Origin of the sequence: Nonomuraea rhodomycinica, assembly GCF_013363995.1 — a bacterium.
GTDB classification, from domain to species: Bacteria; Actinomycetota; Actinomycetes; order Streptosporangiales; family Streptosporangiaceae; genus Nonomuraea; species Nonomuraea rhodomycinica.
Genome location: NZ_JABWGO010000001.1, coordinates 820,079 through 844,927, shown reverse-complemented (window position 1 = coordinate 844,927; position 24,849 = coordinate 820,079). Strand labels below are relative to the sequence as shown.

Below are 24,849 nucleotides of genomic sequence, written 5' to 3'. Positions count from 1 at the left end.
TCGTGATCGTCTCGTGTCACCCGTCGCCGGCGCGGCCGTCACCGGGCGCCCGCGAACGAGGGAAGGGCTGCGGGCGGACCCGGGACCGGGGTGAGATTGACGGTAAGGATCAAGCGGGCGATAGTGTGACAGGTGGCAGCCCCCCGGATGATCTCCTGCGTCCTCGCCCTGGCGACCCTGACGCTCGGCGCCTGTTCGGCCGCCACCGACCGGCCCTCCGGCGGGCAGCCCGTGGTCAGCGGCGTGGCGGGCGGCTCCGGCGCCGCCCCCTCCGCCGGCGCTCCGTCCGGCACCGCGGCTGCGCCCGCCGGGACCGCCGCCCCCAGCGCCTCCGCGCTGGACCCTGCCGCGTACAAGGCCGAGCTGGAGCCGCGGCGCAAGGCCATGGCCGGCGCCATCGGCTCCATGGCCGCGGCGCGCACGGTCAAGACGCTCGGCCAGCGGGCCCGCAAGGCCGCCGAGACCGTCGAGAGCGGCGCCGCCGCGCTGGCCGCGGTGACGCCGCCCGACCAGGTGCGCTCCCAGCACGACGCGTACGTGGCCGGCCTGCGCGACTTCGCCGCCGCGCTGGACGGCGCCGCGGGCAAGGTCGGCGCCCACGACCTGTGCACCTCCTCGGCCGCGCTCACCGACGTCGGCGGCGCGCTCAAGACCCTCGACCAGGCCGGCCAGGCCCTCCAGCGGGCCGGCGACTACCCGGCCGACGTGGTCACCGTGAAGGCCGGCGGCAAGAAGAACCGGCGTCTGAAGAACGGCTCGTTCATCCGCAGGAGCTCCCTCACCGGCCGCAGCTCGCTGCAGATCGACAACGGCGGCACCAGCGACGCGGTCGTCACGCTCGTCAAGGGCGGCTCCAAGGTGCTCAGCGTGTACGTGCGCAAGAAGGCCAAGTTCAAGGTCAGCGGCGTGCGGGACGGCACGTACAAGATCTACTTCACGCACGGCGTCGACTGGGACGGCAAGGCGCGCGCCTTCACCCGCCGGTGCAGCTTCGAGCGCTTCCAGAAGTCGGTGAAGTTCAAGACCACCTTCACCGCCACCCAGATCCGCTGGCACGACTGGCGCATCACGCTGCACGCGATCGCCGGCGGCAACGCCCGCACCGCCGACGTGGACCCCGACGACTTCCCGGGCTGAGACCCCCGGAACGGCAAGGGCCGCGCACTTCTCGTGCGCGGCCCTTGCCGTTCCGCGGTCGTGCCGTGTCGCCGGCACGACCGTCGGCTCGTCAGCTCGTCAGCTCGCCGGTCCGTCAGGAGGAGAACAGCATGCCCACCCAGCTGCGCTGACGGTGGTGGCCGTAGTGGTGGCCGCCGTGCGGGGCGCCCCAGGCGGGGCCCGGCGCGGGCGGAGGCGGAGGAGCGGCGTGGTAGCTGGCCTCCATCCGGGTCAGCGTCTCCAGCTCGCCGTAGTCGAGGAAGATTCCCCGGCAGTTGTCGCACTGCTCGATGTGAACGCCGTTGCGCTCATAAGTCCGCATGGTGCCGCGGCACTTGGGGCACTGCATCTCTCGTCGGTCTCCTTGGCCTCGGATCTCTGAGGGAAAACCTACCGCGCGCAACCCCGTCACGCTCTGACGATTCTGTTGCACGCCTCCACTAACGACTGTTCGACCTCGTCGAGTTCCCGGCCCTCGCGACCGGCGTTGACCACGGCCGCGGCGGCCAGCTGGATGGCCACCGCGCGGGCCGGGAGGTCGAGCCGCCGCCACGGGTCGGCGCCGTCGCCGAGCGCCGGCCCGCCGAAGGCGAGGTACGCCCCCAGGAACCGCTCCCACACGGCCGGGTCGAGCAGCCCCGCGGCGTACCAGGCGGCCGGCCGGGCCAGGTCCCACGCCGGGTCGCCGACGCCGAGGTCGTCCACGTCGATGAGCAGCCAGCGGTCGCGGCGCACGAGCTGGCCCAGGTGCCAGTCGCCGTGGGTGAGCAGGCCGGGCACCGGCTCGGGCTCCGGCAGCTCCGCGAACGCCCGCCGCAGCAGCCGCTCGACCGGGCCGTCGCCCGGCATGCGGCGCACCGCGCGGGCCGCCCGCGCCGGTCCGCCCGCCTCGGGGAGCGGCGGCACCAGCGTCAGGGGCACCGCGTGCAGCCGCGCCAGCAGCCGGGCCCCCTCCTCCCAGGGCGCGGTGTCGACCTCGTCGTGCGCGACGGGCGCGCCCGCCGGCCAGACCGTGACCGCGCGGCCGGCCACCGTGAGCACGTCGGGACGCAGCGGCGGCAGCAGGACGCCGCTCAGCGCGGCCGAGGCCGCGGCGCGCACCCGCAGCCGCAGCGCCTCGGCGTCGTCGCGCCGCGAGTGCGCCTTGACCACGACCTCGCCCCGGCGTAACACCACCACGTCGGTGCGGGTCGGGTGGAGCACCGGCTCCCCCGTGCCGCCGTGCGCGGCGGCGACGACCCCGAGTTCGCCCTGCAGATCCACTCGTACAGACTATTCGGCAGGAACACGGTCAACGCACGCGGTGCGCGCCCGCCGGACCGCCCGAGGCGAAGGCGAAGGTGCTCATCAGATGATCGGGCAGATCCTCAAGGTCGCGTCCGGTTCGTTGTCGCCGCCGCCCCGGAAGTAGATCTGGTTCACCCAGCCGATCCTGCCGTTGTCGGCCGTGGTCAGCGCCCACCAGTAGTTGGTGGCTCCGTGAGCGGTCTGCTGCGTGCCCGTGTAGCCGCATTGGTACCAGTCGTCCCCGGGGGCGTAGATGTAGCCGACGATCGGTGAGGTCTGATCGCGATTCGCGTGGACGGGGATCGAGTCGTCGGGTGCCCAGTCCGGGCAGAACTGCACGTAGACGTTGGGGCCGGGCTTCCAGAACTGGGGCCCGCAGGGATAGGCGTCGGCAAGAGCCCTGGTGGTGGATGCCTGTGCCGGTGGGACCGTGGCGAGGGACAGGAGGATCGCGGCGACGAGCACGGGCAAGATCCGCCGAAGGCCGGTCATGCTGCTCCCTTCCGGGGCGAGATGGATAGCCGTCGGCTCGATCATCGTTGAGCGCGAGCCTCCGCACCATGGCAGTAAGGAGACATTGACAAGACATGTCAGGGTGCGGTCGGCGCGCCGGAGTGCCGCTGGGATGTGTGCGGGGATTCGGGTGGGCCAGACTGAGGGCATGAGAATCGGTTTCGCCGTGCCGCAGTCGGGCCCCTGGGCCACACCCGCCAACATGCGCCGGATCGCCGCCCGGGCCGAGCGACTCGGCTACGCGGAGCTGTGGACGTTCCAGCGGGTGCTCTACCCCGTGGGCCACCCGATGGGGCCCGTGTACCGCAGCGTCCACGACCCGGTGGTCACGCTGTCGTACCTGGCGGGGGTCACCGAGACGATCAGGCTCGGCGTCGCCGTGATCAACGCGTACGTGCAGCCGGTGGTGCTGGCCAAGCAGCTCGCCTCGCTGCAGATCGTGTCCGGCGGGCGGCTCACGGCGGGGCTGGGGCTGGGTTGGCTGCGCGAGGAGTTCGAGGCCGCGGGGGTCGGCTTCGAGCGGCGCGGCCGGCGCGTGGAGGAGTTCACGCAGGTGCTGCGCGAGGCGCTGACCGAGGACGTGATCGAGCACTCGGGCGAGTTCTACCGGGTCCCGGCGTCCCACCTCGACCCGCGCCCGGAGCACGCGCCCCCCATCCTGCTGGGCGGCGCGGCCGAGCCGGCGCTGCGCAGGGCGGGCCGGCTCGCCGACGGCTGGATCAGCTCCAGCAGGGAGGACCTGGCGGGCATCGCGCCGCGGGTGGCCGTGATCAAGGAGGCGGCCCGGGAGGCCGGCCGCGACCCCGAGGCGCTGCGCCTCGTGTGCCGCGGCGTCACCCGGGTGCGGCCGGCGGGGGCGAGGGAGGAGGCGGACGGTGGGCGTTCGCCGCTGACGGGCACGTACGAGGAGATCCGGCGCGACGTGGACGACCTCATGGCGCGCGGCGTGACGGAGGTCTTCCACGACCTCAACTTCGACCCCGAGATCGTCACCGCGGAGCCGGAGGAGGCCATGCGCCGCGCCGAGGAGGCCCTGGAGGCCCTCGCCCCGAACGCCTGAGACACCTCCCGCCGCCTCCCGTCCCGGGCGCCCGAGGTCACCGGGCGCCTGAGGGCCTGTCCGCGCGAGGTCACCGGGCGCCCGATGGCCTGTCCGCGAGGTCACCGGGCGCCCGTCCCGCTCACACGCCTCTGGCCCCGTCGATGCGTTCGCGGAGCAGGTCGGCGTGCCCGTTGTGCCGGGCGTACTCCTCGATCATGTGGATGAGCACCCAGCGCAGCGAGACCCGCCCGCGCCAGGCGTCGTGACCCTCGACGTCGAGGTGGGGCGCCTCGGCGACGTAGGCGTCGGCGAAGGCCACCTCCTCCCGCCACGCCAGCCAGGCGCCGGCGACGACGTCGGGGTCCGGCACGGCGCCGTCGAAGTCGCCGTCGGGGTCGTCGGCGGAGGAGAAGCGTCCCGGTGCGTCCTGGCCGGCCAGGACGCACCGGAACCAGCGGCGCTCGACGTCGGCGAGGTGCCGGACCAGTCCGAGCAGCGACAGCGTGGAGGGCTCCACCGACTGCCGGGCCAGCTCGGTGTCCAGGCCCGCGCACTTCAGCTCCAGCGTCGCCCGCTGCGCGGCGAGGACGTCGGCGAGCAGCGTCCGCTCGTCCCCGACGGCGGGGAAGGTGAAGCGGCGGTCCTCGTCGCCGCCGAGGATCTCGCTCCGTCTCCGGGGGGTCTCATTGCTCACGGTGTTCGTGCCTCTCTGAAAAGAAGGGAATCTCTGGGGGAGGGGCCGGTGCGCGTGGTCACGCGGCCGGGGCATGCCGTCAGTTCGCCGGCGGAGGCGGTGCCTTGACGGCGGTCAGCAGGCGCATGCCCCGAGGGCCGAGCTCGTCGCGGCGCACGGTCAGCCCGGCCGCCGCGCATCGCTCGGCGAGCCAGCCGGCGCCGAGCCGCAGCTTGGGGTAGCTGCCGGCCTGCCGGCTCCAGGTGTCGCCGGAACGGGTGTACAGCAGGTCGTGGACGACGACGACGTCGTCGTCGCGGTAGTCCAGGAAGCAGGTGAGCAGCCGGTCGGCGCTCCCGCGGACCAGGATGAACCGGTCGGTGCCGGTCAGCGGCCGGCTGAGGTCGCGGTAGGTGACGACCAGCGTGCCGCCCTCGGCCAGGGCCCGCGCGATGTCGCCGATCAGGGCGGTCACCTCGTCCTTGCCCGGCAGATGGGTCAGCGTGTCGCCCATGCAGACGACGAGGTCCGCGCCGCCGGGCGGGGTGATCCGCGGCAGCACGGTGCGGATGTCGGCCTGGACGGTCCGGATCGCCGGGTCGCCGCCCGCGGCCGTGAGCAGTTCGTCCAGCAGCGCCTTGCTGGTGTCGACGGCCAGTACGGTCGAGTAGCCGAGCCGGGCCAGGGCCAGGCTCTGGCTGCCCGGCCCGCAGCCGAGGTCCACGGCGGTGGCGCCGGGGCCCGCCGGAGCGGCGCCGGCGTCGCGCAGGAGGTCGGCCTGCTCGGCGGCGAGGGCGGCCAGGTCGCCGCCGAGCATCCAGGTGTAGTGCCGGGCGAGCAGCCGGTCGTAGTGGTCGATGGCCTCAGTCATGGATCTTCCTCAGGGTCGGGGACGGGGCCGGGTGCTCCGGCCGCCGCGTGGCGGCGGCGCGCCGGGGCACGGCCAGGCAGGACAGCAGCAGCCCGGCGGCGCTGAGCACGGCTCCGGCCAGGCCCGTCCAGCGCAGTCCGGCGGCGGTCACGACGCCGGCGCCGATCACCGAGCCCACCGCGTGGGCGAGCATGAACGCGGCCACGTTGACCGTGACCGCCAGGGTCGGGGCGGCGCCCGCACGTCGCAGGATCAGGCTCTGCAGCGGAGCGACGGTGGCGGTGGCCAGCAGCCCGAGACCCAGCACGGCGGCCGCCGCCGCCGGCTTGTGCACGACGGCCAGCGGCAGCACCGCGAGCAGCGCCGTCAGGCACGCGAAGACGCCGCGCAGCGTCGCCCCCACGGACCGGTCGGCGAGCCGTCCGGCGACGAGGTTGCCCAGCAGGCTGCCCACCCCGTAGGCCAGCAGCAGCCAGGAGACCATGGCCGGGGTGAAGCCGCTCACCTCGGTCAGCGTCGGCGCCAGGTACGTGAACACCGCGCCCACCCCGGCGAAACCGACGGCCGTGGTCGCGACCGACACCAGCACGGGCCGCCGGGCCAGCACCGACAGCTCCGTGGTGACGCTCGTGGGCTGCGCCGGGACGCGCGGCAGCGCGAACGCCAGCAGCGCCAGGCACGCCAGCGCCAGCGCGGCCAGCACGGCGAACGGGAAACGCCAGCCCAGCTGCTGGCCGAGTGCCGAACCGAGCGGCACGCCGAGCAGGTTGGCCACGGTCAGGCCGGAGGTCACGGCGGCGATCGCGGAGCCGGCCCGCCCGGGACCGGCCACGGTGGTGGCCGCGATCAGCGTCAGCGCGAAGAACGTGGCATGGCCGACCGACGAGACGACCCGCCCGGCGAGCAGCACCGGATAGCTGGGCGCGAGCGCGCTCACCACGCTGCCCGCCGCGAAGACCGCCATCAGAGCGAGCATGAGACCTTTGCGCGGCAGCCGCACGGTGGCGACGGCCACCAGGGGCCCCGCGACCACGGTGCCGAGCGCGTACGCGGTCACCACCTGCCCGGCCACGGCGACCGAGACCCCCAGATCGGACCCGATCCGCGGCAGCAGGCCGGCGGCCAGGAACTCGGCGGTGCCGACGACGAACACGCTGACGCAAAGAGCGGCGAGTACCGCAAACGTCCTTCTCATGCGGGGGAGGCTAAGCTCTGACATCCATGTCAGAGTCAAGGGGAGGCGCCGTGCGCATCGGGGAACTGTCGCGTCGTACCGGGGTTCATGAGCGGTTGCTGCGGTACTACGAGCAGCAGGGGCTGCTGTGGCCGGAGCGGGCGGCCAGCGGCTACCGCTCCTACCAGGAGTCGGACGTCGACACCGTCGTGCGCATCCGCCGCCTGCTGTCGGCCGGGCTCAACACCGAGACGATCGCGCAGGTGCTGCCCTGCGTACGGGTCAAGGCCGGGAACCTGGTCCCGGTCTGCCCGGAGATCGTCGACGACCTGCGGCACCAGCGGGAACGCATCACCCGCGCCATCGAGGAGTTGCAGGAGTCGCGTGACCTGCTCGACGCCGTCATAGACGCGGCGCCGCGGACGCTCTCGTCGCCGGCCGCCCGCGTCCCGGCCTGACCGCGCCGGCCCCGCCGAGGCGGCCCGCCGAGGGGGCTTTCGGTGAGGGCGGCTCGCCGCGTACGGGCGGCGGTCAGCGGCCGGACAGGCGGAGGGCCTCGGCGGCGACGGCGCGGCGCACGTCGCGGATGCCGTCCCGGCCGCGCAGCGGGTGCACGGCGTTGGTCAGCAGCACCACCGTCAGCCCGCGGGCCGGGTCCACGACGAGCGACGTCCCCGTGAAGCCCGAATGCCCGTACGCCCCCTCCAGCGGCCCCACGATGCCCGGGTCACCGATCCGCACCCCGAGCCCGTGGCGGAACGGCGCCCCCTCGGCCCCCTGGTCGCGGACCATCTCGGCCACGCTCTCCGGCCGCAGCATCGCGCCGCCGCCGCGCCGCAGCGCCTCGCCGAAGGCCAGCAGGTCGTCGGCCGGGGCGAACAGCCCCGCGTGCCCCGCCACGCCGCCCAGGCCGTGACAGGTCTCGTCGTGCACCTCGCCGCGCACGCAGCCCGGTGACGACGGGGACGGCCCCGGTCGTTCCGGTCTCCACTCGGTGGCCGCCACGCGCGCCAGCTTGCCCGGACCGGGCCGGTAGCCCGTCGCGTCCAGGCCCAGCACGCCGGTGACGCGGGCGCGGACCAGCTCGTCGAGCGGCGCGCCGCCCGCGAGCTCGGCCACCCGGCCCATCGTGATCATGCCGACGTCGGAGTAGAGGTACGGCCCGCCGACGGGGCCGGTGACGGGCGTGTCGATGATCGCGTCCAGCCGGGCGGCATGCCCGGCGTGGGGCAGCTCCAGGTCCACCCGGCGGGTGGGCGGGAGCCCGGCCGTGTGGGTGAGCAGGCGGCGCGGCGTGATCCGCGGGTCGCGCCCGGGCAGCCAGGCCGCCACCGGCTCGTCCAGGCCGAGGCGGCCCTGCTCGGCCAGGGACAGCACGACGGCCGTGGTGAACAGCTTGCTCACCGAGGCCAGGTCGAAGATCGAGTCGCGGCGGGCCGGCGGGCGCTCGCCGGCCAGGGTGCCCTCGCCGTCGGTGTACCTGACCAGCTCGCCGGCCACCGCCGCCGCCGCGACCTCGCCGTCCACGGCGACGAGCGCGACAGCCGCCGAGCACACGCGCGGCACCGCGTCGGCCAGGACCTCCTCGAGTCCCTCCGCCACCTTCCCCCCTCCGCTCTTCCGTTCTTCCGTCCGTCCGGGCACCAGTGGCGCCGTCCGCCGCGCCCCGGGAACGCCGCCCGGCGCGTCAGCCGCTCAGCGCGTCGCTCTCAGCCGCTCAGCGCGTCGCTGAGCCGCTCGCCGTGCGACTCCAGCAGCGCCCGGGCGCCCTCCGCGTCGAGCCCGTGCTGGATCATCACCACGGCCGTCTTGGCCTGCCCGCCGGCCTCGTCCACGGCCCGGGCCGCGGTCTCCCGGTCGGCGCCGGTGATGTCGACGACCATGCGCACCGCCCGGTCGGCGAGCTTGCTGTTCATGGCCGACATCTCGATCATCCGGTTCCCGTACGTGCGGCCGAGCCGGACCATCACGATCGTGGAGATCATGTTGAGCACGAGCTTCTGGGCGGTGCCCGCCTTGAGGCGGGTCGAGCCGGCCACCACCTCGGGGCCCACGACGACCTCGATCGCGTGCTCGGCGGCGGCCGACAGGGGCGCGCCGTCGTTGCACGACAGGGCGGCGGTCAGCGCGCCGCGCCGCCGCGCCTCGGCCAGGGCGCCCAGCACGAACGGGGCACGGCCGCTGGCGGACACGCCCACCACCGAGTCGAGCGGTCCCACCTCCAGGCGCTCCATGTCCGCGGCGCCGGCCTCGGCGTCGTCCTCCGCGCCCTCCACGGAGCGGGTCAGGGCGTCCAGGCCGCCGGCGATGACGCCCTGGACGAGTTCCGGGTCCGTGCCGAACGTGGGCGGGCACTCCGAGGCGTCGAGCACGGCGAGCCGTCCCGAGGTGCCCGCGCCGACGTACAGCAGCCGGCCGCCCGAGCCCATCCGCGCGGAGATCGCGTCGATGGCGGCCGAGATGGCGGGGATCGCCACCGCGACGGCGGCGGGCACCGCGGCGTCGGCCTGGTTCATCAGGCGCGCGATCTGCTCGGTCGGCAGCCGGTCGATCTGGGCGTAACGGGGGTCGCTCTGCTCGGTGGCCAGCTCGCCGGCCGGCACCGCCGGCGAGCCGGCGGTCGGCGCGGCGGACGCGCCGTCGAGGGCTGGCAGGGCCGGCGAGCCGGTGGAGGACCCGGTGGACGCCTCGGCGGAGGGCTCGGGTAGCGGATCAATCATGACGCTAATTTCCACCTTCTCCTTCTCTCTTGTAAATATCTTTCAGACTATGGATTCATGACGTACGTACGAACCGGAGCCGAACGGCTGGCCGCGGATGCCTCTCTGGCGGGTGGACGGCGGCTCGGCCTCATCACCAACCCCACCGGGGTCCTTCCCGATCTGACCCCCACCGCCGAGGCGCTGCTGGCCGGCGGCGCGCCGCTGGTGGCGCTGTTCGGGCCGGAGCACGGCGTGCGCGGCACCGCGCAGGCCGACTCCAGCGAGCCCGACACCACCGACCCGAGGACGGGCCTGCCCGCCTACGACACGCACAAGCTCTCCGGCGAGGCGCTGGACGAGGTGGTCGCCCGTTCGGGGGTGGACACGCTGGTCTTCGACATCGCCGACGTGGGAGCCCGCTTCTACACCTTCGTGTGGACGATGTACGACCTCATGGCGTCGGCGGAGCGGCTGGGGCTGCGGTTCGTGGTGCTCGACCGGCCGAACCCGCTGGGCGGCACCGTGACCGAGGGGCCGGAGCTGGACCCGGCGTTCGCGAGCTTCGTCGGCCGCTTCCCGATCCCGGTGCGGCACGGCAGGACCGTGGGGGAGCTGGCGCTGCTGTTCGGCTTCGACCTCGACCTGGACGTCGTGCGGATGGAGGGCTGGCGGCGCGACATGGACGCCGCCGCGACCGGGCTGCCGTGGGTGATGCCGTCGGTCAACATGCCCACCCCCGACACCGTGCTCGCCTACCCGGGCACCGCGCTGTTCGAGGGCACCACGTTCTCGGAGGGGCGCGGCACGACCCGGCCGTTCGAGCTGGTCGGCGCGCCGTTCGTGGACGAGCGCCTCGCCGCCGAGCTCAACGCGCTGGACCTGCCGGGGGTGCGCTTCCGTGACACCTGGTTCACCCCCACCTTCCACAAGCACGCGGGCACGACCGTGCGCGGCGTCCAGCTGCACGTCCTCGACCGGGCCGCGTTCCGGCCGGTGCTGACCGGCGTGTCCATGCTGCACGTGGCCCGCACGCTCTATCCAGACGGCTTCGGCTGGTGGGGGCCCGAGAACTTCGAGGACCACCTGTGGGGGTCGGACACGCTCACGGCGTGCCTGGACAAGGGCGAGGACCCGAGGGCGCTGTGCCCCGAGCCCGCGCCCCCGGCGGGGCCGCTGCTCTACCCGTGACCTCAGGCGTGACATCACGCCAGGTCGCGCCGGTAGAGCCAGAAGACGCGTTCGGCGCGCGCGCCCACGGCGCGCGCGTAGAACCGCAGCGGCCCCACCCAGCCGATCTCGGCGGTGTCCTGCCCGGCGGCGCGCTGCTCGGCCAGGCAGCGGCGCAGCAGCACCCGGCCCACGCCGAGTCCGCGCGCCTCGGGCGCCGTGCCCATCGGCCCGAACCACGCAGGCCGCGCGCCCCACGCCGCGAACCCCAGCACCCGGCCGTCGCGCTCGGCGTAGTGCAGGCCGGCGGCGTTGGCCGCCTCCCAGGCCCAGCGCTCGTTCCAGTGCTCGGCCACGAACGCGGCCACCCGGTCGCGGTCGTCGCCGGCCCGGCGCACCGCCACGCCCTCCGCGGCCAGCAGCGCCTCGTCGGCCTCGGTGGACAGGTCGGCGCCGGGGCCGAGGGGGGCGGTCATGTTCCAGGCGACGTGGTAGCGCTCGTAGCCGAGGCTCTCGGCCAGGCAGGCGGCCGCGGTGTAGCGGACGTCCACGCCCGGCCAGGCGTAGCACGGCGGGTTGCCGGCCATGCGGGCCTGCGTCGCGCCGTGCCCGCGCAGCCACTCCTCGGCCGCGCGGACCAGCTCCCGGCCGGCCCCGCGTCCCTGCCGCTCCGGATGGACGGCCAGCAGGTCGAGGTGGCCCACGGTGGGCTCGCGCGTGGACAGGGACGCCATCACGACGCCCCCCTCGCTCACCAGCGCGCCCCAGGTGCGGTCCGCCGGAGGGGCGGCCAGCCGCCGCACCAGCGCGCCCGCCTCGGGGGTGTCCAGCGTCAGCGCCGCCTCCGCGATCCGTACGGCCCGCTCCAGGTCCTCCCCGCCCAGAGCGGAACCCTCGCGCACGCGGGTCACACGCCGCTCAGCGGACGGGCGATCACGCTGCGGCTGCGCGGGTGGAAGCACGCGTGCTCCTGCGGGACGCCGTCGGTCACCTGGAGCAGCGGCAGCTCGCTCTCGCACCGCTCGTCCCGGAACGGGCAGCGGCGGGCGAACAGGCAGCCGGCGTCGGCCTGCGACTCGTCCAGCGACTCCAGCGGCACGACGGGCTGCTCGCCCGGCTCCTCCAGCCCGTGCAGGACGGGGATGGCCGACAGCAGCGACTGCGTGTACGGGTGGACCGGGTCGGCGATGACGGTGTCCACCGGCCCGCGCTCCACGACCTGGCCCCGGTAGATGACGAACAGCTCGCCGTCGTCGCCGATGTAGCGGGCGGTGGCCACGTCGTGGGTGATGAACAGCACGGCCACGCCGAGCCGCTCGCGCAGGTCCTTCAGCAGCGCGAGGATGCCGAGCCGCAGCGACACGTCGATCATCGAGACGGCCTCGTCGGCGACGAGCATCTCGGGGTCCACGGTCAGCGCGCGGGCGATGACGACCCGCTGCCGCATGCCGCCGGAGAGCTGGTGCGGGTAGCGCGACAGCACGCTGCCCGGGTCGAGCCCGACCAGCGACAGCACCTCGGCGGCCCGCTCCTCCATCCACTGCTTCGAACGGCCGGTCTGGCGGGCCCGCAGCGCCAGCGGCGCCTGGAGGGTCTGGTGGATGGTGCGGGTCGGGTTCAGGGCCGAGTAGGGGTCCTGGTGGATCATCTGGATCTTGCGGAAGTGCGGCTGGCGCTGCTTGGGCCTGAGCGGCGTCATCGGCGTGCCCGCGATGGCGATCTCGCCGCCGTCGTACGACTCCAGCCCGGCGATGATCCGGCCCAGCGTGGTCTTGCCGCAGCCCGACTCGCCGATGAACGAGGCGGCCCCGCCCTTGGCGATCGAGAAGTCGACGCCGCGCAGGGCGTGGACCTCGCGTCCGGCGAGCACGCCGCCGCGCTGCTTGAAGGTCTTGGTGATGCCGGTTGCCGTGATCACGTGCGCTCCTTCGCGCCCACCGCGTGGCAGGCCACGATCCTCGGCCCGTCGGCGAGGGCCGCCGGATCGTCGGTCTCACAGATGTCCATGCGCAGGGCGCAGCGTTCCCGGAACACGCAGCCCCGCTCCGGCACGGTCGCCAGCGTCGGCGGCCGGCCGGGCAGCGCCCGCGCCTCGTCGATGTCGCCCACCAGGCGCGGGATGGCCTGGATGAGGCCCCGGGTGTACGGGTGGCGGGGCGCGCCCAGCACCTCGCGGGTCGGGCCCTGCTCCACCAGCCGCCCGCCGTACATGACGGCCAGCCGGTCGGCCACCTCGGCCACCACGCCGATGTCGTGGGTGATGACCAGCGTGGTCAGGCCGCGCTCGGCGTGGACCTCGCGCACGATCTTCAGGATGTTGGCCTGCGTGATCATGTCGAGGGCGGTGGTCGGCTCGTCCAGGACGACGAGGTGGGCGTTGAGCACCAGGGCCAGCATGATGCCGACCCGCTGCCGCATGCCGCCGGACAGCTCGTGCTGGTGGGAGTCGAGCACCCGCGCGCCGTCCAGGCCCATCCGGCCGAGCAGCTCCTTGGCCTCGCGGACCAGGCCGCGCAGGTCGTCCACGTCGTGGGAGCGGCCCAGGTCCAGGAGCTGCTTGCCGACCGTCTTGAGCGGGTTCAGGGAGTTCTGGGCCGCCTGGAAGACGTACCCGATGTGCGCGCCGCGCGCCTTGCGCAGCCGCTCGCCCGCGAGCCCGACGACGTCGCCGAGCCCGTCGATCTCGACGCTGCCGGCCGCGATCCGGCCGGGCGGCTGCACCGCGTTGAGCAGCGACAGCGCCAGCGTGGACTTGCCGGAGCCGGACTCGCCGACGATGCCGGTGATCGAGCCGGGCTCCAGGGTGAGGCTGACGTCGCGGACGGCCGGCAGCTCGCCCGCGGAGGTCTTGTAGACGACGGTCAGGCCGTCGATGCGCACCCCGGGCGCGGGCGTGACCGGCGCCGGGACCGGCGCGGGTGCCATCTGCGGGGGTGCCGTCTCTGGCTGGGCCACCGGTGGTTACTCCTCACGCAGCCGGGGGTTGAAGATCTCGTCCATGGCGTCCACGACGAGCACGATGCCGAGCGTCAGCAGCAGGATCGCGAGCAGCGGCGCCAGCAGGTAGCCGAGCGCGTACGGGGTGATCATCGCACCGGCCTGGAAGACGGCCAGGTTGAGCATGACGCCCCAGTTGTTCGACTCGTACGGCAGCACGCCGAGGAAGAACAGGCCGACCTGCGCGTAGACGGCGCCGGTGACCGCGATGAGCATGTTCATCGCGATGTACGGCGCCATGCTCGGCAGCAGCTCCTTGCCGATGATGTGGCCGGTGGACAGGCCCAGCCCGCGCGCGGCCTCGATGAAGCCGCGCTCGCGCAGCGACAGCGTCTGGGCCCGCACCGCGCGGGCCACGCCGCCCCAGCCGAGCAGGCCGAGCACGAGGCCCATCTGCAGCGGGCTGCCGAACTTCCAGACCGTCGCGAGGACGAGCAGCAGGGGCAGGCCGGGGATCGTCAGCTTCATGTCGGTGACCCGCATGAGCACGGTGTCCCAGCGGCCCCGCTTGAAGCCGGAGAACAGCCCGAGCCCGGTGCCGAAGACCACGGTGATGAGCGCGGTCACGGCGGCGCTGAGCAGCACGTACCGGGAGCCGGTGATGACGAGCGCGAGCACGTCGCGGCCCTGCGGGTCGGTGCCGAACCAGTGCTCCCAGCTCGGCGGCCGGGTGATGGCGTCGGCGTCGCCCGGCAGGTTGTCCGGGTAGAACATCGGCCCGAAGACGGCCATGAACACGAAGCCGACCAGGATGACCGCGCCGGCCAGCCGGCTGGGCTTGCGCCTCATCACCCGCCACACGCCGCGCCAGAAGTTGCGCCGCATGGCCGAGGCCGTGGACAGGCCGCCGCCGGAGGTCTCGGGGATGACCGTGGCGCTCATGCCGCCTCCTCGCCGCTGCGCACCCGCGGGTCGATCGTGCTGTAGAACAGGTCGGCCACGATGTTGGCCACGATCACCGCGGCCGTGATCAGCAGGAACGCCCCGCTCATCAGCGCGTAGTCGCGGTCGTTGACGCCGTTGATGAGCATCAGGCCGAGGCCGGGGTAGTTGAAGATCTTCTCGATGAACACGGCGCCGCCGAGCAGCAGCCCCAGCGACAGCGCCAGGATCGTGAACAGCGGCAGGATCGCGTTGCGCGCGATGTAGCGGAAGACGATCGAGCGCTTCATCCCGCGCAGCTCGGCGGCCAGGATGAAGTCGTCGCCCAGGACGGTCACCACACTCGACTTCATCGCGAGGACCCAGCCGCCGTACGCCGACAGGGCGTAGGTGACGACCGGCAGCACGGCGTGCTCGGCGAGCGAGCCGATGTAGCCGGCGTTGAACCCCGGTTCGAAGAGGATGTCCACCGGCCCGTCGGCGGGCAGGATCGGGATGAGCGTCGCGAAGATCACCACGAGCAGCATCGCCAGTACGTACTGCGGGATGCCGTGCAGCAGCGAGCCGGAGATCGCCAGGGCGTCGCCCAGCTTGCTCGTGCGCTTGATCGCCGCGAACACCCCGAGGATGACGCCGACGAGGAAGCTCAGCAGCGTGCCCACCAGCACGGGCAGCACCGTCCACTTCGCCGCCTCGCCGAGCACGTCGAGGACCGGGGTGCCGGGCCTGCTGACGGAGACGCCGAGGTCGAGGTGGAGCAGGCCGCCCATGTAGTCGGTGTACTGCTGCCACAGGGTGCCCGTCGGCTGGAAGCCGTAGAGCACCTTGACGGCCTGCGCGGCCGCCTCCGGGGACATGCCGCCCTCGACGAGCTTCTCGTAGCGGGCGGCCATGGGGTCGCCCGGGATGTTGTTGACGATGAAGAAGCTGATCGTGGCGACCACGAGGATCATGACGAGCCCGCGGGCCAGGTGGCCCGCGAGTCGCCGTGCGATGACCGTCATAAGGGCCTTACTGCTTCGCCTTGACCATGCCGAGCTGGATCCACACGCCGGCGGGGAGCACCCCGGTGCCCAGGCGGAGGATCTCGTCGTCGTGCGGCCAGCCGGTGAAGCGGGTGTTGTTGACGAACTGGTTGTTGACGTAGTCCCAGAGCTGGATGACCGGGAGGTCCTGGTTGGCGGCGGTGGCGAGCTGGGCCATGATCGGCTTGGCCTGCTCCGCGGTGGCCGTGTTGAGCTTGCCGGTCAGCTCACCGGGGTTGATCTTGGCGCCGTCGACCTCGATCTCCTCGGGGCCGCCCATCCAGTTGCCGTTCTTGCCCGGCGCGGCGTGCGTGACCTTGCCGGCGACGTTGGTCCAGCCGTTGGAGGCGCCGTAGAGGCGCTGGAAGATGTCGTACGGCGCGGGGCCGAGCGCCATCAGCCAGAAGCCGACGTCGTACTTGCCGGCCGCCAGCTCCTCCAGGTAGAGCGGGTAGTCGGTGGTGGTGACGACCTCGGCGTCGATGCCGTTCTTGACGAGCTGGCTCTTGATGTTCTCCTGGGCCGACAGCCAGTCGGAGAAGCCGGAGGGCGCGTGCATGGACACCTTCCACGGCGTGCCGTCGGCGAGGGCCCACTTGCCGTCCTTCTTGGTGAGGCCGGCCTGCTTGAACTCGGCCTCCGCCTTGGCCGGGTCCGGCTTGTACGGGTCGAGCTTGGGCAGCGTGTCGGGGATCCAGGCCTGGGCGGCCTTCTGGTGGATGCCGCTGGTGGTGACGGCCGGGGTGCCGCCCTCGGGCGAGGCGACCTTGGTGACCTCGTCGCGGTTGATGAGGTAGGCCAGGCCGCGGCGCACGTGCACGTTGTCGTACGGCTTCTTGGACTGGTTGAAGGCCATGCTCACGGCCACCGGCGAGTAGCCCTTGATGACCTCGTTGCCCGGCGCCTGCTTGATCCGGTTCATCACGTCCGTGGGGGCCGCGATGAAGCCGGACTGGTCGAGCTTGCCGGCGGTGAGGTAGTTCCAGATCTGCTCGTTGCCGGTGTAGTTGAGGAACTTCACCTGCGCCGGGGCCACGTTGGCGGCGTTGTAGAAGTTCTTGTTCTTGACCAGCAGCGCCTCGCCGGGGTTGACCCGCTCCAGCACGAACGGTCCGGCCGAGACGTCCTTCGGCGGGGCGAAGGTGAGGACCTTCTGGCCGAGGGCGGTGATGTCGGCGCGGGCCTTCTCGGCGGCGGCGTCGTCACCGCGGGCGGCCTTCAGCGTGTCCCAGAAGTTCGCCGGCAGGACGTCCTTCCAGACGTGGGACGGCAGGACCGTGGTGTCCAGCACGCCGCGCACGAACTTGGGGCTCGGGTTGGCCATCTCCTGCGTGATCTTCAAGGTCTTGTCGTCGACCACGGTCACGTCCGAGGCGACTCCGGCGGCGCCCGGGGTGACCGAGAAGGCGGTGCTGCCCTGCGTGTACGCGATCCCGATGGACATCTTGACGTCCTCGGCGGTGACCGGCTGGCCGTCGGACCACTTCGCGTTCGGCTGCAGCTTCAGCGTGATGGCGGAGTTGTCGGGGGCGACCTCCCAGCTGGCCGCGATGCCGGGCAGCGCCTGGTTCGGGTCCGTCAGGTGGTTCTTGACCCATCCCAGCTTCATGGAGTTGAAGGCGGGGAAGGAGTTCCCCTTCGGGTTGTACGGGTTGGCCGGGGCCGACGCGTCCAGACCGGGCCTGTTCACGTCGATCGTGGTGAAGAGCCCGCCACCTCCGCCCGAACCGGACTTGGTGGGGGAACCACCGCTGCACGCTGTCACGGTGGCTGCGAGGCCCAGCAACGCCGCTGCGGCTGCTAGTCGCTTCATGTTCCGCTCCGGGGGATGTCTGACCTGTTCAGGATCTGCAGGATTGACCGGACCCTACGGTCGCGCCAAGGGCGCGTCAATAATCTCCAGGGGTTGTGAGGCTAATGTAACTTTCCTTCATGGGTGTCCGCAATGGCGCTCGGCTCCATTCCGTCCCAGGTCGGGCGTACGGGTCAGATCACATCCCAGGGGACGCCCTCGTAGGCGTCCCGCACCCGGGCCAAGGCGGCCTCATCCGAGCGTATCCGCAGGTCACCGACCTGGGAAACCGGCACGACGCCCCACGAGTTGGTCAGGAAGACCGCCGGACGGCCGGCCAGGTCGGCGACCTTCAGCGGCCGGCGCTCGCTCGGCAGCTCGCCCTCCTCCAGCAGCGCCATGGTGATGCCGCGCAGCATCGGGGCATCCGGCCAGAGGAGCCGCTCGCCGTCGAAGCAGCCCAGGTTGGCGATCGACGACTCGGAGACGAAGCCGTCCGCGTCCGTGAACAGCACGTCGTCGAAGCCCGCGGCCGGCGCGCTGCGGGCCAGGTGGGCCTGCGGGAAGCCCCCGAGGTGCTTGACGTGCGGCAGGTAGCGCGCGTAGCGCACCGGCAGCAGCGAGAGCGGGGTGTCCGGCCAGGCGTGCGGAGGCGCGGCCGTGGCGATCACCCGTACCCCGTCGCGCTCGGCGACGATCACCCGCACGCTCGCGTCGGGCGCGCCGCCCAGGGCGTGCCGCGCGGTGGCCAGGACCAGCTCCTCGTCCAGGGCCGCGCCGAACAGCTCCTCGTTGGCGGCGCGCAGGCGGGCCAGGTGCAGGGCCAGGCCCCGCACCCGGCCGCCGCGCACCTGCATGGCGGTGAAGTGCCCGTAGCGGGCCGCCGCGGCGAGCCCGAGGTCGCCGGCGCCCGCGGGCCGGCCGTCGACGGCTACACGATCGATCACGCGTCCCAGCCTAGGGAACGCGGGCGGGCGCGTTCGACCCTCCGGGCGCCCGCACGTCGCCTCGTGCGGGGCTCGGGCGCCTCTGCGGCGCTCAGGTGTCCAGGCTCGCCGCCGCGGCGAGGCGGTCGCGGGCCAGGGTGGCGAGCAGCGCCGCGCCGTCCGGCACCACCGCGTCGTCGAACAGCGCCTCCGGGGAGTGGTTGTACGGCGCCGTCGCCGGGTCGCGCTCCGGCGGGCACGCCCCGAGGAACAGGAACGCCCCCGGCACCCGCTCCAGCACGTACGAGAAGTCCTCCGACCCCATCACCGGCTGCGGCGTGACCAGGAACCGGCCGGGCCCGAACAGGTCGCCGGCCGTGCGCTCGGCGAAGCCCGCCTCGTCGGCGTCGTTGACCGTCACCGGGTAGCCCATGCCGAACGAGGTCTCCACGCCCAGCGCGTGCGCCGCCGCGACGCCCTCGACGACCTCGACCAGCCGCCGCTTCGCCACGGCCCGCGCCTCCGCGCTGAACGTGCGGAGCGTCGCCTCGAAGTACGCCTCGTCCGGGATCACGTTGTCGGTCGTCCCGCCGTGGAACTGGCCGACCGTGACCACCACCGGGTCGAACACGTCGAACGTGCGCGTCACCATCGTCTGCAGCTCGGTCACCATGGCGCAGCCCGCCTGCACCGGGTCCAGCGCCCGGTGCGGGCTGGAGCCGTGCCCGCCGCGCCCCTTGACCCGGACCTGGAACACGTCGGCCGCCGCCATCATCGGCCCCGGCCGCGAGGTGAACAGGCCGGGCGGCAGCATCGAGGAGATCACGTGCAGGCCGTACGCGGCGACCGGCCGGGGCCCGGCCGCCTCCAGCACCCCCTCGTCGATCATGACCTTGGCGCCCTCGAACCCCTCCTCGCCGGGCTGGAACATGAACACGACGTCGCCGGCCAGCTCCTCGCGCCGCCCGCACAGCAGCCGCGCCGCGCCCGCCAGCATCGCCGTGTGCAGGTCGTGGCCGCACGCGTGCATCCGGCCGTCGATCTCCGACCGGTACGGCAGGTCGTTGCGCTCGGCGACCGGCAGGCCGTCCATGTCGCCGCGCAGCAGCACGACCGGGGCCTGCCCGCCGATCGGCCGGCCGCCGCCGCGCAGCACCGCGGTGACGGAGCTGAGCGCGGTGCCCGTCGAGATCTCCAGGGGGAGCCCGTCGAGCGCCGCCAGGACCTTCTCCTGGGTGCGCGGCAGGGTGAGGCCGAGCTCGGGGGTGGCGTGCAGCGAACGGCGCAGCGCGACCAGCTCGTCGCGCAGGTCCTGCGCGGCTTCGGTGAACAGCGTGGGCGACATAGCCCCTATTCGCTCATATACCTGTCGCGAAGTCGACAAGACTCCCTCGGTACGATGACCGGGTGACCGAGCGTAAACGGATCGATTACTGGCTCTCCGACATGGACGGCGTCCTCGTGCACGAGGGCCGCCCCGTTCCCGGCGCCGACACCTTCATCAAGCGCCTCAGCGACTCGGGCAAGCCGTTCAGGGTGCTGACCAACAACTCGATCTACACGCCCCGCGACCTGTCCGTACGGCTCGCGGCGGCCGGCCTGGAGGTGCCGGAGCAGTCGATCTGGACCTCCGCCCTGGCCACCGCCGAGTTCCTCGACGACCAGCGGCCCGGCGGCTCGGCGTACGTGATCGGCGAGGCCGGCCTGACCACGGCCCTGCACGAGGTGGGCTACATCCTCACCGACCTCGACCCCGACTACGTCGTGCTCGGCGAGACCCGCACCTACAGCTTCACCCAGATCACCCGCGCGATCCGGCTCATCGAGAACGGCGCCCGCTTCATCGCCACCAACCCCGACCCGATCGGCCCCTCCACCGAGGGCTCCCTGCCGGCCTGCGGCGCGGTCGCCGCGATGATCACCAAGGCGACGGGCGTCGACCCCTACTTCGTCGGCAAGCCCAACCCCCGGATGATGCGCAGCGCGCTCAACGCCATCGAGGGCCACAGCGAGACGACCGCGATGATCGGCGACCGCATGGACACCGACGTCGTGTGCGGCATGGAGGCCGGGCTCTACACGATCCTCGTCCTGACCGGCGTCACCCAGCCCCAGCAGATCGAGCGCTTCCCCTACCGGCCCTCGCTCGTGGTCGAGTCGGTGGCCGAGCTCGTCGACCTCGTCTGAGGTCCGCCGCCCGTACCTGACGCGTTCTGACAGGTACGCGTGGCAGGGTGAGCGTCATGACCCGTGTCTACCTGGAGCTCGGCCCCAAGAAGGTCTTCGCCTGCTCGCTGGAGTGGCCCGGCTGGTGCCGCGTGACCAAGGGCGAGGAGCCGGCCCTCGACCTGCTCATGGACTACGTGCCGCGCTACCGGGCGATCGCCCGGCGGGCCGGTCTCGCGTTCGAGCCCGGCGAGCCCGTCGTGGCGGAGCGGGTGACCGGCGACCCGACGACCGACTTCGGCGCGCCCTCCGCCATGCCCCGGCTGGACCTGGAGCCGCTGGACGCGGACGAGGCGCGCCGGCAGGTGGCGCTGCTGCGCGCTGCGTGGGAGCTGTTCGACGAGACCGTGGCGGCCTCGCCGGAGGAGCTGCGCAAGGGCCCGAGGGGAGGCGGGCGCGACACGTCCAGGATCTACGACCACGTCGTCGAGGCCGAGCGCTCCTACGCCCGCAAGCTCGACGTCCGGCACAAGCCGTACCGCTCGCGCGAGGACCGCGACGCGATGCGCGAGGAGCTCGCCGAGGTGCTGTCCCGGCCGTGGGCGCCGCCGGGCGACACGCGCTGGACGCCGCGCTACGCCGTCCGCCGCCTGGCCTGGCACGTCATCGACCACCTGTGGGAGATCGAGGACCGTCGCGAGGGATGAGCCGGGGGAGGGCGGCGATGTGCTCCGACAGGTAGCCGGCGACCGCCTCCGGCACCACGTGCCGCGAGGTGATCTCCGAGCGGAGCAGCGGCAGCCGCTCCACCTCGTAGCGGCCGCGTGTCGCGTCCTCCACCTCCGGGCCGTGGCGCAGCGCCCAGTCCATGCCGACCAGCCGGCAGCCGTAGAGGTGCTGCACCTTCACCTCGCCCTGCCACGGATGGCGCACCGTGGTGAGCGGCGTGACGGCCGACACCGTCGCGCCCAGCTCCTCCATCAGCTCCCGGCGCAGCGTGTGCTCCAGCGTGGCGTCGTCCGGCTCCACGTGGCCGCCCGGCACCGACCAGTAGACCTCGCGCCCCGGGACCGTGCGGCGGAACAGCAGCAGCCGCTCCTCGCGGTCGAGCAGCAGGCCACGCACGCTGGGACGCACGGCGGCTCCTTACGGGACGGAGATGACCTTCGGGTACCCTAACCTACGGTCCCGTAACAAAGGAGAACGTTCTTATGGCGATGACGCAGACGGAGCTTCTGCACGAGCTCGAACCCGTGGTCGCGGGAGAGCTCGACCGCCATCACGCGATGGCCAAGGAGTGGTTCCCCCACGAGTACGTACCGTGGAGCGAGGGACGCGACTTCGACGGTGTCTACGGTGGTGAGGCCTGGCAGGAAAGCGACTCCAAGCTGCCCGAGGCGGCGCGCGTCTCCCTGATCGTCAATCTGCTCACCGAGGACAACCTCCCGAGCTACCACCACGAGATCGCCACCACGTTCGGCCGCGACGGCGCCTGGGGCACGTGGGTCCACCGGTGGACCGCCGAGGAGGACCGCCACGGCACCGCCATCCGCGACTACCTCACGGTCACGCGCGCGGTCGACCCGGTCGCGCTGGAGCGCGCCCGCATGGTGCACATGGAGAACGGCTTCACCAGCGAGTACGGGACCATGCTCCAGCAGCTCGCGTACGTCTCCTTCCAGGAGCTCGCGACCCGCATCGCGCACCGCAACACCGGCAGGGCGTCGGGCGACGAGGGCTGTGAGCGGCTGCTCGCCCGCATCGCCGCCGACGAGAACCTGCACATGCTCTTCTACCGCAACCTGCTCAAGGCGGCCTTCGAGCTCGACCCCAACCAGACGATGCGGGCCGTGACCGACGTGGTCACCACCTTCCAGATGCCCGGAACCGGCATCGAGGGCTTCGCCCGCAAGGCGATGATCATCGCCCACGAGGGCATCTACGACCTGCAGCTGCACCTGGACGACGTGCTCATGCCGGTGCTGCGCCAGTGGTCGGTCTTCGACAAGACCGGGCTCGACGCCGAGGGCGAGCAGGCCCGCGAGGAGCTGTCGGCGTTCCTCGCCAAGACCGAGGCCACGGCCGCGCGCTTCGTGGAGCGCCGCGAGGAGCGCCGCGCCCGCGCCGCCGCCCGCTGACCCCGCCGCGACGACCCCGTACCGCCCGCCCGGCCACCCCCCGCCGGGCCCGGCGTGATCCGTCTCCTTGCGGCTTCCTGAGCTTCCCGCTGCGGCTCTGCGGGCGGTGTGGGGCGATTTGTCTGGGATGATCCAGAGCCATGGACTTCCCCGTGACGCTGGTCGTCTCCGTCGCCGCCCTGGTGATGATCCTCCTGCTGGCGGGTGCCGCCCGGCGGCTGCTGGGAGTCAGGTTCGGGGCGATCCGGACGTTCCTGGCCGGCTTGCTGGCCTTCGCCCTGTCCGCCCCGCTGCTCTCGCCGATCCTCGACTCCTTCCCCCGGACGCCCGCCGGCGGCGAACCGGTCGATCCCGGCATCGGCGCCGTCTGGGTGCTCCTGCTCGTCGCCATGTGCGTCGTGCTCATCCCCATGGTGCTGCTGGTGCTGGCCGAGGCGCTGGTCCCGCCCGGCTCCATCCCCGGGCCGCTGGAAGTGGTCCGCTCGATGCGTGGCCGGATCTCCCGGGCCAGGCGGTACTCCCAGATCACCCGCATCGCGATCCGCCACGGCCTCGGCCCGTACCTGCGCGGACGCGGGGCGCGGGTCGAGGACCGGCCCGGCCGGCGGCGGCTCGCGGCGTCGCTGCGCCAGGCGCTCGACGACGGCGGCGTCACGTTCGTCAAGCTCGGCCAGGTGCTGTCCACCCGCCGCGACCTGCTGCCGGCGGAGTTCGTGGAGGAGCTCGGCCTGCTGCAGGACCGGGTCCAGCCCGCGCCGTGGGAGCAGATCGAGCCGGTGCTGACCGCCGAGCTGGGCGGCCCGCCGGAGAGCGTGTTCGCGGAGTTCGACCGCACGCCGCTGGCCGCCGCGTCGATCGCCCAGGTGCACGCCGCCCGGCTGCGCACCGGTGAGAGCGTCGTGGTCAAGGTGCGCCGGCCCGGCATCGACCGGGTCGTGGCCAGGGACCTCGACATCGTGCGCCGCCTGGCCGCCACCCTGGAGACCCGTACCCGCTGGGGCCGCTCGCTGGGGGTGCGCGAGCTGGCCGAGGGGTTCGCGGTGGCGCTGTGCGAGGAGCTCGACTTCCGCGTCGAGGCGGCCAACATGGCGGCCGTGATCGCCTCCAGGGCGTCCGGCGCGCCGCCCGCCGTGTCCGTGGCGGCGGGCGGGTCCGGGGGAGTGGCGGTCACGTACCCGGGACCGGTCCCGTCGCTGTGCGGCGAGCGCGTGCTCGTCATGGAGCGGCTGACCGGCCGCCCGCTGGCCGCCGCCGACGACGGCGCCCGCGGCCTCGAACGCGCCCGCGCGCTGCTGGACTGCCTGCTCAGGCAGGTGCTCGTGGAGGGCGTCTTCCACGCCGACCCGCACCCGGGCAACCTCATGCTGCTGGACGACGGCACGCTCGCGCTGCTCGACTTCGGCTCGGTGGGGCGCCTGGACGCCGCCGTGCGCTCGGCGCTCCAGCGCTTCCTGCTGGCCATGAACCGGCAGGACCCGGTGGCCGTCACGGACGCGCTGCTGGAGGTGATGCCGAGGCCCGAGGACGTCGACGAGCCGGCGCTGGAGCGCGCGCTCGGCCAGTTCATGGCCAGGCACCTGGTGCCGGGATCGGCGAGCGTGCAGATGTTCACCGACCTGTTCAGGATCGTCTCCGGGCACGGGCTGTCCGTGCCGCCGGAGGTCGCCGCGGTCTTCCGCGCCCTCGCCACGCTGGAGGGGACCCTGCAGCGGCTGGCGCCGGGCTTCGACCTGGTCGGCGAGGCGCGCGCGTTCGCCGGCCGCCACCTGTCCGAGCGGCTCGACGCCGGCGCGGTCAAGGAGACGGTCGTCCAGGAGGTGGCCACGCTGCTGCCCATGCTGCGGCGCCTGCCCCGCCGGATCGAGCGCATCGCGAGCGCCGCCGAGCACGGCCGCCTGGGCGTCAACGTCCGCCTCCTCGCCGACGACCGCGACCGCCGCTTCCTGACGGGGCTGCTGCACCAGGTGCTGCTGACGGTCCTCGGGGCGACGGCCGGGCTGATGGCGGCGATCCTGCTCGGGCTCGACGGCGGGCCGCGGGTGACCCCGGCGATCAGCCTCTTCCAGCTCATCGGCTACAACCTGCTGGTGATCAGCGCCATCCTGGTGCTGCGCGTGCTGATCGTCGTCTTCCGGCGGCCTCGCGACGCCCGCCCGTAGCGCCGCTCACGGCGGGTGACGAGGCGGTCTCCCGATCGTCACGCCGATCCCAGCAGTCCCAGAACATTCTTCTGTCGATCTCGCTGCGGCGGGCGTTCGCGCAGATCATGACCCTGCGCGTACGGCCCTGCGGCCCCGGCGGCAACTTGACCCTCAAGTGGTGTTGGACATCCCCGA

25 protein-coding genes are annotated in these 24,849 nt (G+C 73.1%); 8 read left to right on the top strand and 17 right to left on the bottom strand.

Translation table 11 applies throughout. The features are described 5' to 3' along the window. The first annotated feature begins 132 nt into the window (after positions 1-132). Positions 133-1,137, top strand: coding sequence for a hypothetical protein (locus tag HT134_RS03995; RefSeq protein WP_175598857.1), 1,005 nt, complete (start codon positions 133-135; stop codon positions 1,135-1,137). A gap of 115 nt (positions 1,138-1,252) precedes the next feature. Here HT134_RS03995 and HT134_RS03990 read toward each other — a convergent pair whose 3' ends face one another. The 3 genes from HT134_RS03990 to HT134_RS03980 form a co-directional block, all read right to left on the bottom strand. Beyond that, a complete protein-coding gene (locus tag HT134_RS03990; protein ID WP_175591454.1) occupies positions 1,253-1,507 on the bottom strand; it encodes a TFIIB-type zinc ribbon-containing protein in 255 nt (84 codons plus the stop codon). A gap of 59 nt (positions 1,508-1,566) precedes the next feature. Continuing rightward, the gene (locus HT134_RS03985; protein ID WP_175598856.1) at positions 1,567-2,421 is read right to left on the bottom strand and encodes a phosphotransferase; all 855 of its coding nucleotides are present in this window, start codon (positions 2,419-2,421) and stop codon (positions 1,567-1,569) included. Between the two features lie 84 nt (positions 2,422-2,505). After that, the gene (locus HT134_RS03980) at positions 2,506-2,937 is read right to left on the bottom strand and encodes a hypothetical protein (RefSeq protein ID WP_175598855.1); all 432 of its coding nucleotides are present in this window, start codon (positions 2,935-2,937) and stop codon (positions 2,506-2,508) included. A 169-nt stretch (positions 2,938-3,106) separates the two neighbouring features. Here HT134_RS03980 and HT134_RS03975 point away from each other — a divergent pair, with 169 nt between their 5' ends. After that, on the top strand, positions 3,107-4,018 hold the full coding sequence (locus tag HT134_RS03975) for a TIGR03619 family F420-dependent LLM class oxidoreductase (protein ID WP_175598854.1): 912 nt from the start codon (positions 3,107-3,109) through the stop codon (positions 4,016-4,018). Between the two features lie 121 nt (positions 4,019-4,139). On the opposite strand, the gene HT134_RS03970 is transcribed toward HT134_RS03975, so the two are convergent. The 3 genes from HT134_RS03970 to HT134_RS03960 form a co-directional block, all read right to left on the bottom strand. After that, positions 4,140-4,694 (bottom strand): DinB family protein, encoded by a 555-nt coding sequence (locus tag HT134_RS03970; RefSeq protein WP_312887953.1) that lies wholly within the window; start codon positions 4,692-4,694, stop codon positions 4,140-4,142. 79 nt (positions 4,695-4,773) lie between these two features. Further along, complete coding sequence (locus HT134_RS03965) at positions 4,774-5,544, bottom strand: class I SAM-dependent methyltransferase (RefSeq protein WP_175598852.1); 771 nt, start codon at positions 5,542-5,544, stop codon at positions 4,774-4,776. Beyond that, the gene (locus HT134_RS03960; protein WP_175598851.1) at positions 5,537-6,739 is read right to left on the bottom strand and encodes an MFS transporter; all 1,203 of its coding nucleotides are present in this window, start codon (positions 6,737-6,739) and stop codon (positions 5,537-5,539) included. The genes HT134_RS03965 and HT134_RS03960 overlap by 8 nt, the downstream gene beginning before the upstream one ends. A 50-nt stretch (positions 6,740-6,789) precedes the next feature. On the opposite strand from HT134_RS03960, the gene HT134_RS03955 reads away from it, so the two are divergent. Further along, on the top strand, positions 6,790-7,176 hold the full coding sequence (locus tag HT134_RS03955; RefSeq protein WP_175598850.1) for a MerR family transcriptional regulator: 387 nt from the start codon (positions 6,790-6,792) through the stop codon (positions 7,174-7,176). A 73-nt stretch (positions 7,177-7,249) separates the two neighbouring features. Here the strand turns inward: HT134_RS03955 and HT134_RS03950 are convergent, their stop codons facing one another. Then, positions 7,250-8,320 (bottom strand): serine hydrolase domain-containing protein, encoded by a 1,071-nt coding sequence (locus HT134_RS03950; protein ID WP_175598849.1) that lies wholly within the window; start codon positions 8,318-8,320, stop codon positions 7,250-7,252. A gap of 107 nt (positions 8,321-8,427) precedes the next feature. After that, a complete protein-coding gene (gene murQ, locus HT134_RS03945) occupies positions 8,428-9,438 on the bottom strand; it encodes an N-acetylmuramic acid 6-phosphate etherase (RefSeq protein WP_175598848.1) in 1,011 nt (336 codons plus the stop codon). Between the two features lie 57 nt (positions 9,439-9,495). On the opposite strand from murQ, the gene HT134_RS03940 reads away from it, so the two are divergent. Beyond that, entirely contained in the window at positions 9,496-10,608 is a 1,113-nt protein-coding gene (locus HT134_RS03940) for an exo-beta-N-acetylmuramidase NamZ family protein (RefSeq protein ID WP_175598847.1), read from the top strand. Between the two features lie 14 nt (positions 10,609-10,622). Here the strand turns inward: HT134_RS03940 and HT134_RS03935 are convergent, their stop codons facing one another. The 8 genes from HT134_RS03935 to HT134_RS03900 form a co-directional block, all read right to left on the bottom strand. Beyond that, positions 10,623-11,489, bottom strand: coding sequence for a GNAT family N-acetyltransferase (locus HT134_RS03935; protein ID WP_312887952.1), 867 nt, complete (start codon positions 11,487-11,489; stop codon positions 10,623-10,625). 5 nt (positions 11,490-11,494) lie between these two features. Next, a complete protein-coding gene (locus HT134_RS03930; RefSeq protein WP_175598846.1) occupies positions 11,495-12,505 on the bottom strand; it encodes an ABC transporter ATP-binding protein in 1,011 nt (336 codons plus the stop codon). After that, a complete protein-coding gene (locus tag HT134_RS03925) occupies positions 12,502-13,542 on the bottom strand; it encodes an ABC transporter ATP-binding protein (RefSeq protein ID WP_312887951.1) in 1,041 nt (346 codons plus the stop codon). The genes HT134_RS03930 and HT134_RS03925 overlap by 4 nt, the downstream gene beginning before the upstream one ends. 6 nt (positions 13,543-13,548) lie before the next feature. Next, positions 13,549-14,466 carry an ABC transporter permease gene (locus HT134_RS03920; RefSeq protein ID WP_175598845.1) on the bottom strand — a complete coding sequence of 306 codons (918 nt, stop codon included), beginning with the start codon at positions 14,464-14,466 and terminating at the stop codon, positions 13,549-13,551. Next, positions 14,463-15,470, bottom strand: a complete 1,008-nt coding sequence (locus tag HT134_RS03915) for an ABC transporter permease (protein WP_175598844.1) — start codon at positions 15,468-15,470, stop codon at positions 14,463-14,465. The genes HT134_RS03920 and HT134_RS03915 overlap by 4 nt, the downstream gene beginning before the upstream one ends. Before the next feature lie 7 nt (positions 15,471-15,477). Beyond that, complete coding sequence (locus HT134_RS03910; protein ID WP_175598843.1) at positions 15,478-17,304, bottom strand: ABC transporter substrate-binding protein; 1,827 nt, start codon at positions 17,302-17,304, stop codon at positions 15,478-15,480. A gap of 173 nt (positions 17,305-17,477) precedes the next feature. Continuing rightward, complete coding sequence (locus HT134_RS03905) at positions 17,478-18,230, bottom strand: aminotransferase class IV (protein ID WP_217707165.1); 753 nt, start codon at positions 18,228-18,230, stop codon at positions 17,478-17,480. Between the two features lie 91 nt (positions 18,231-18,321). Beyond that, positions 18,322-19,554 carry a M20 metallopeptidase family protein gene (locus HT134_RS03900; protein ID WP_175598842.1) on the bottom strand — a complete coding sequence of 411 codons (1,233 nt, stop codon included), beginning with the start codon at positions 19,552-19,554 and terminating at the stop codon, positions 18,322-18,324. A gap of 62 nt (positions 19,555-19,616) precedes the next feature. Here HT134_RS03900 and HT134_RS03895 point away from each other — a divergent pair, with 62 nt between their 5' ends. Both HT134_RS03895 and HT134_RS03890 read left to right on the top strand, forming a co-directional pair. Continuing rightward, on the top strand, positions 19,617-20,396 hold the full coding sequence (locus tag HT134_RS03895; RefSeq protein WP_175598841.1) for an HAD-IIA family hydrolase: 780 nt from the start codon (positions 19,617-19,619) through the stop codon (positions 20,394-20,396). Positions 20,397-20,452: 56 nt separating this feature from the next. Next, on the top strand, positions 20,453-21,082 hold the full coding sequence (locus tag HT134_RS03890) for a DinB family protein (RefSeq protein ID WP_175598840.1): 630 nt from the start codon (positions 20,453-20,455) through the stop codon (positions 21,080-21,082). On the opposite strand, the gene HT134_RS03885 is transcribed toward HT134_RS03890, so the two are convergent. Next, on the bottom strand, positions 21,039-21,512 hold the full coding sequence (locus tag HT134_RS03885) for an NUDIX domain-containing protein (RefSeq protein WP_175598839.1): 474 nt from the start codon (positions 21,510-21,512) through the stop codon (positions 21,039-21,041). The genes HT134_RS03890 and HT134_RS03885 overlap by 44 nt on opposite strands. Before the next feature lie 74 nt (positions 21,513-21,586). On the opposite strand from HT134_RS03885, the gene HT134_RS03880 reads away from it, so the two are divergent. Both HT134_RS03880 and HT134_RS03875 read left to right on the top strand, forming a co-directional pair. Further along, entirely contained in the window at positions 21,587-22,513 is a 927-nt protein-coding gene (locus tag HT134_RS03880; RefSeq protein ID WP_175598838.1) for an acyl-ACP desaturase, read from the top strand. A gap of 140 nt (positions 22,514-22,653) precedes the next feature. Continuing rightward, positions 22,654-24,672 (top strand): ABC1 kinase family protein, encoded by a 2,019-nt coding sequence (locus HT134_RS03875; RefSeq protein WP_175598837.1) that lies wholly within the window; start codon positions 22,654-22,656, stop codon positions 24,670-24,672. Positions 24,673-24,849 lie beyond the last annotated feature (177 nt).

What these genes read in the sequence shown, in the direction of transcription:
- HT134_RS03990 (WP_175591454.1), bottom strand. Translation starts at nt 1,507, where the DNA reads ATGCAGTGCCCCAAGTGCCGCGGCACCATGCGGACTTATGAGCGCAAC.
- HT134_RS03960 (WP_175598851.1), bottom strand. Translation starts at nt 6,739, where the DNA reads ATGAGAAGGACGTTTGCGGTACTCGCCGCTCTTTGCGTCAGCGTGTTC.
- murQ (WP_175598848.1), bottom strand. Translation starts at nt 9,438, where the DNA reads ATGATTGATCCGCTACCCGAGCCCTCCGCCGAGGCGTCCACCGGGTCC.
- HT134_RS03880 (WP_175598838.1), top strand. Translation starts at nt 21,587, where the DNA reads ATGGCGATGACGCAGACGGAGCTTCTGCACGAGCTCGAACCCGTGGTC.
- HT134_RS03900 (WP_175598842.1), bottom strand. Translation starts at nt 19,554, where the DNA reads ATGTCGCCCACGCTGTTCACCGAAGCCGCGCAGGACCTGCGCGACGAG.
- HT134_RS03940 (WP_175598847.1), top strand. Translation starts at nt 9,496, where the DNA reads ATGACGTACGTACGAACCGGAGCCGAACGGCTGGCCGCGGATGCCTCT.
- HT134_RS03910 (WP_175598843.1), bottom strand. Translation starts at nt 17,304, where the DNA reads ATGAAGCGACTAGCAGCCGCAGCGGCGTTGCTGGGCCTCGCAGCCACC.
- HT134_RS03890 (WP_175598840.1), top strand. Translation starts at nt 20,453, where the DNA reads ATGACCCGTGTCTACCTGGAGCTCGGCCCCAAGAAGGTCTTCGCCTGC.
- HT134_RS03875 (WP_175598837.1), top strand. Translation starts at nt 22,654, where the DNA reads ATGGACTTCCCCGTGACGCTGGTCGTCTCCGTCGCCGCCCTGGTGATG.
- HT134_RS03920 (WP_175598845.1), bottom strand. Translation starts at nt 14,466, where the DNA reads ATGAGCGCCACGGTCATCCCCGAGACCTCCGGCGGCGGCCTGTCCACG.
- HT134_RS03975 (WP_175598854.1), top strand. Translation starts at nt 3,107, where the DNA reads ATGAGAATCGGTTTCGCCGTGCCGCAGTCGGGCCCCTGGGCCACACCC.
- HT134_RS03965 (WP_175598852.1), bottom strand. Translation starts at nt 5,544, where the DNA reads ATGACTGAGGCCATCGACCACTACGACCGGCTGCTCGCCCGGCACTAC.
- HT134_RS03980 (WP_175598855.1), bottom strand. Translation starts at nt 2,937, where the DNA reads ATGACCGGCCTTCGGCGGATCTTGCCCGTGCTCGTCGCCGCGATCCTC.
- HT134_RS03915 (WP_175598844.1), bottom strand. Translation starts at nt 15,470, where the DNA reads ATGACGGTCATCGCACGGCGACTCGCGGGCCACCTGGCCCGCGGGCTC.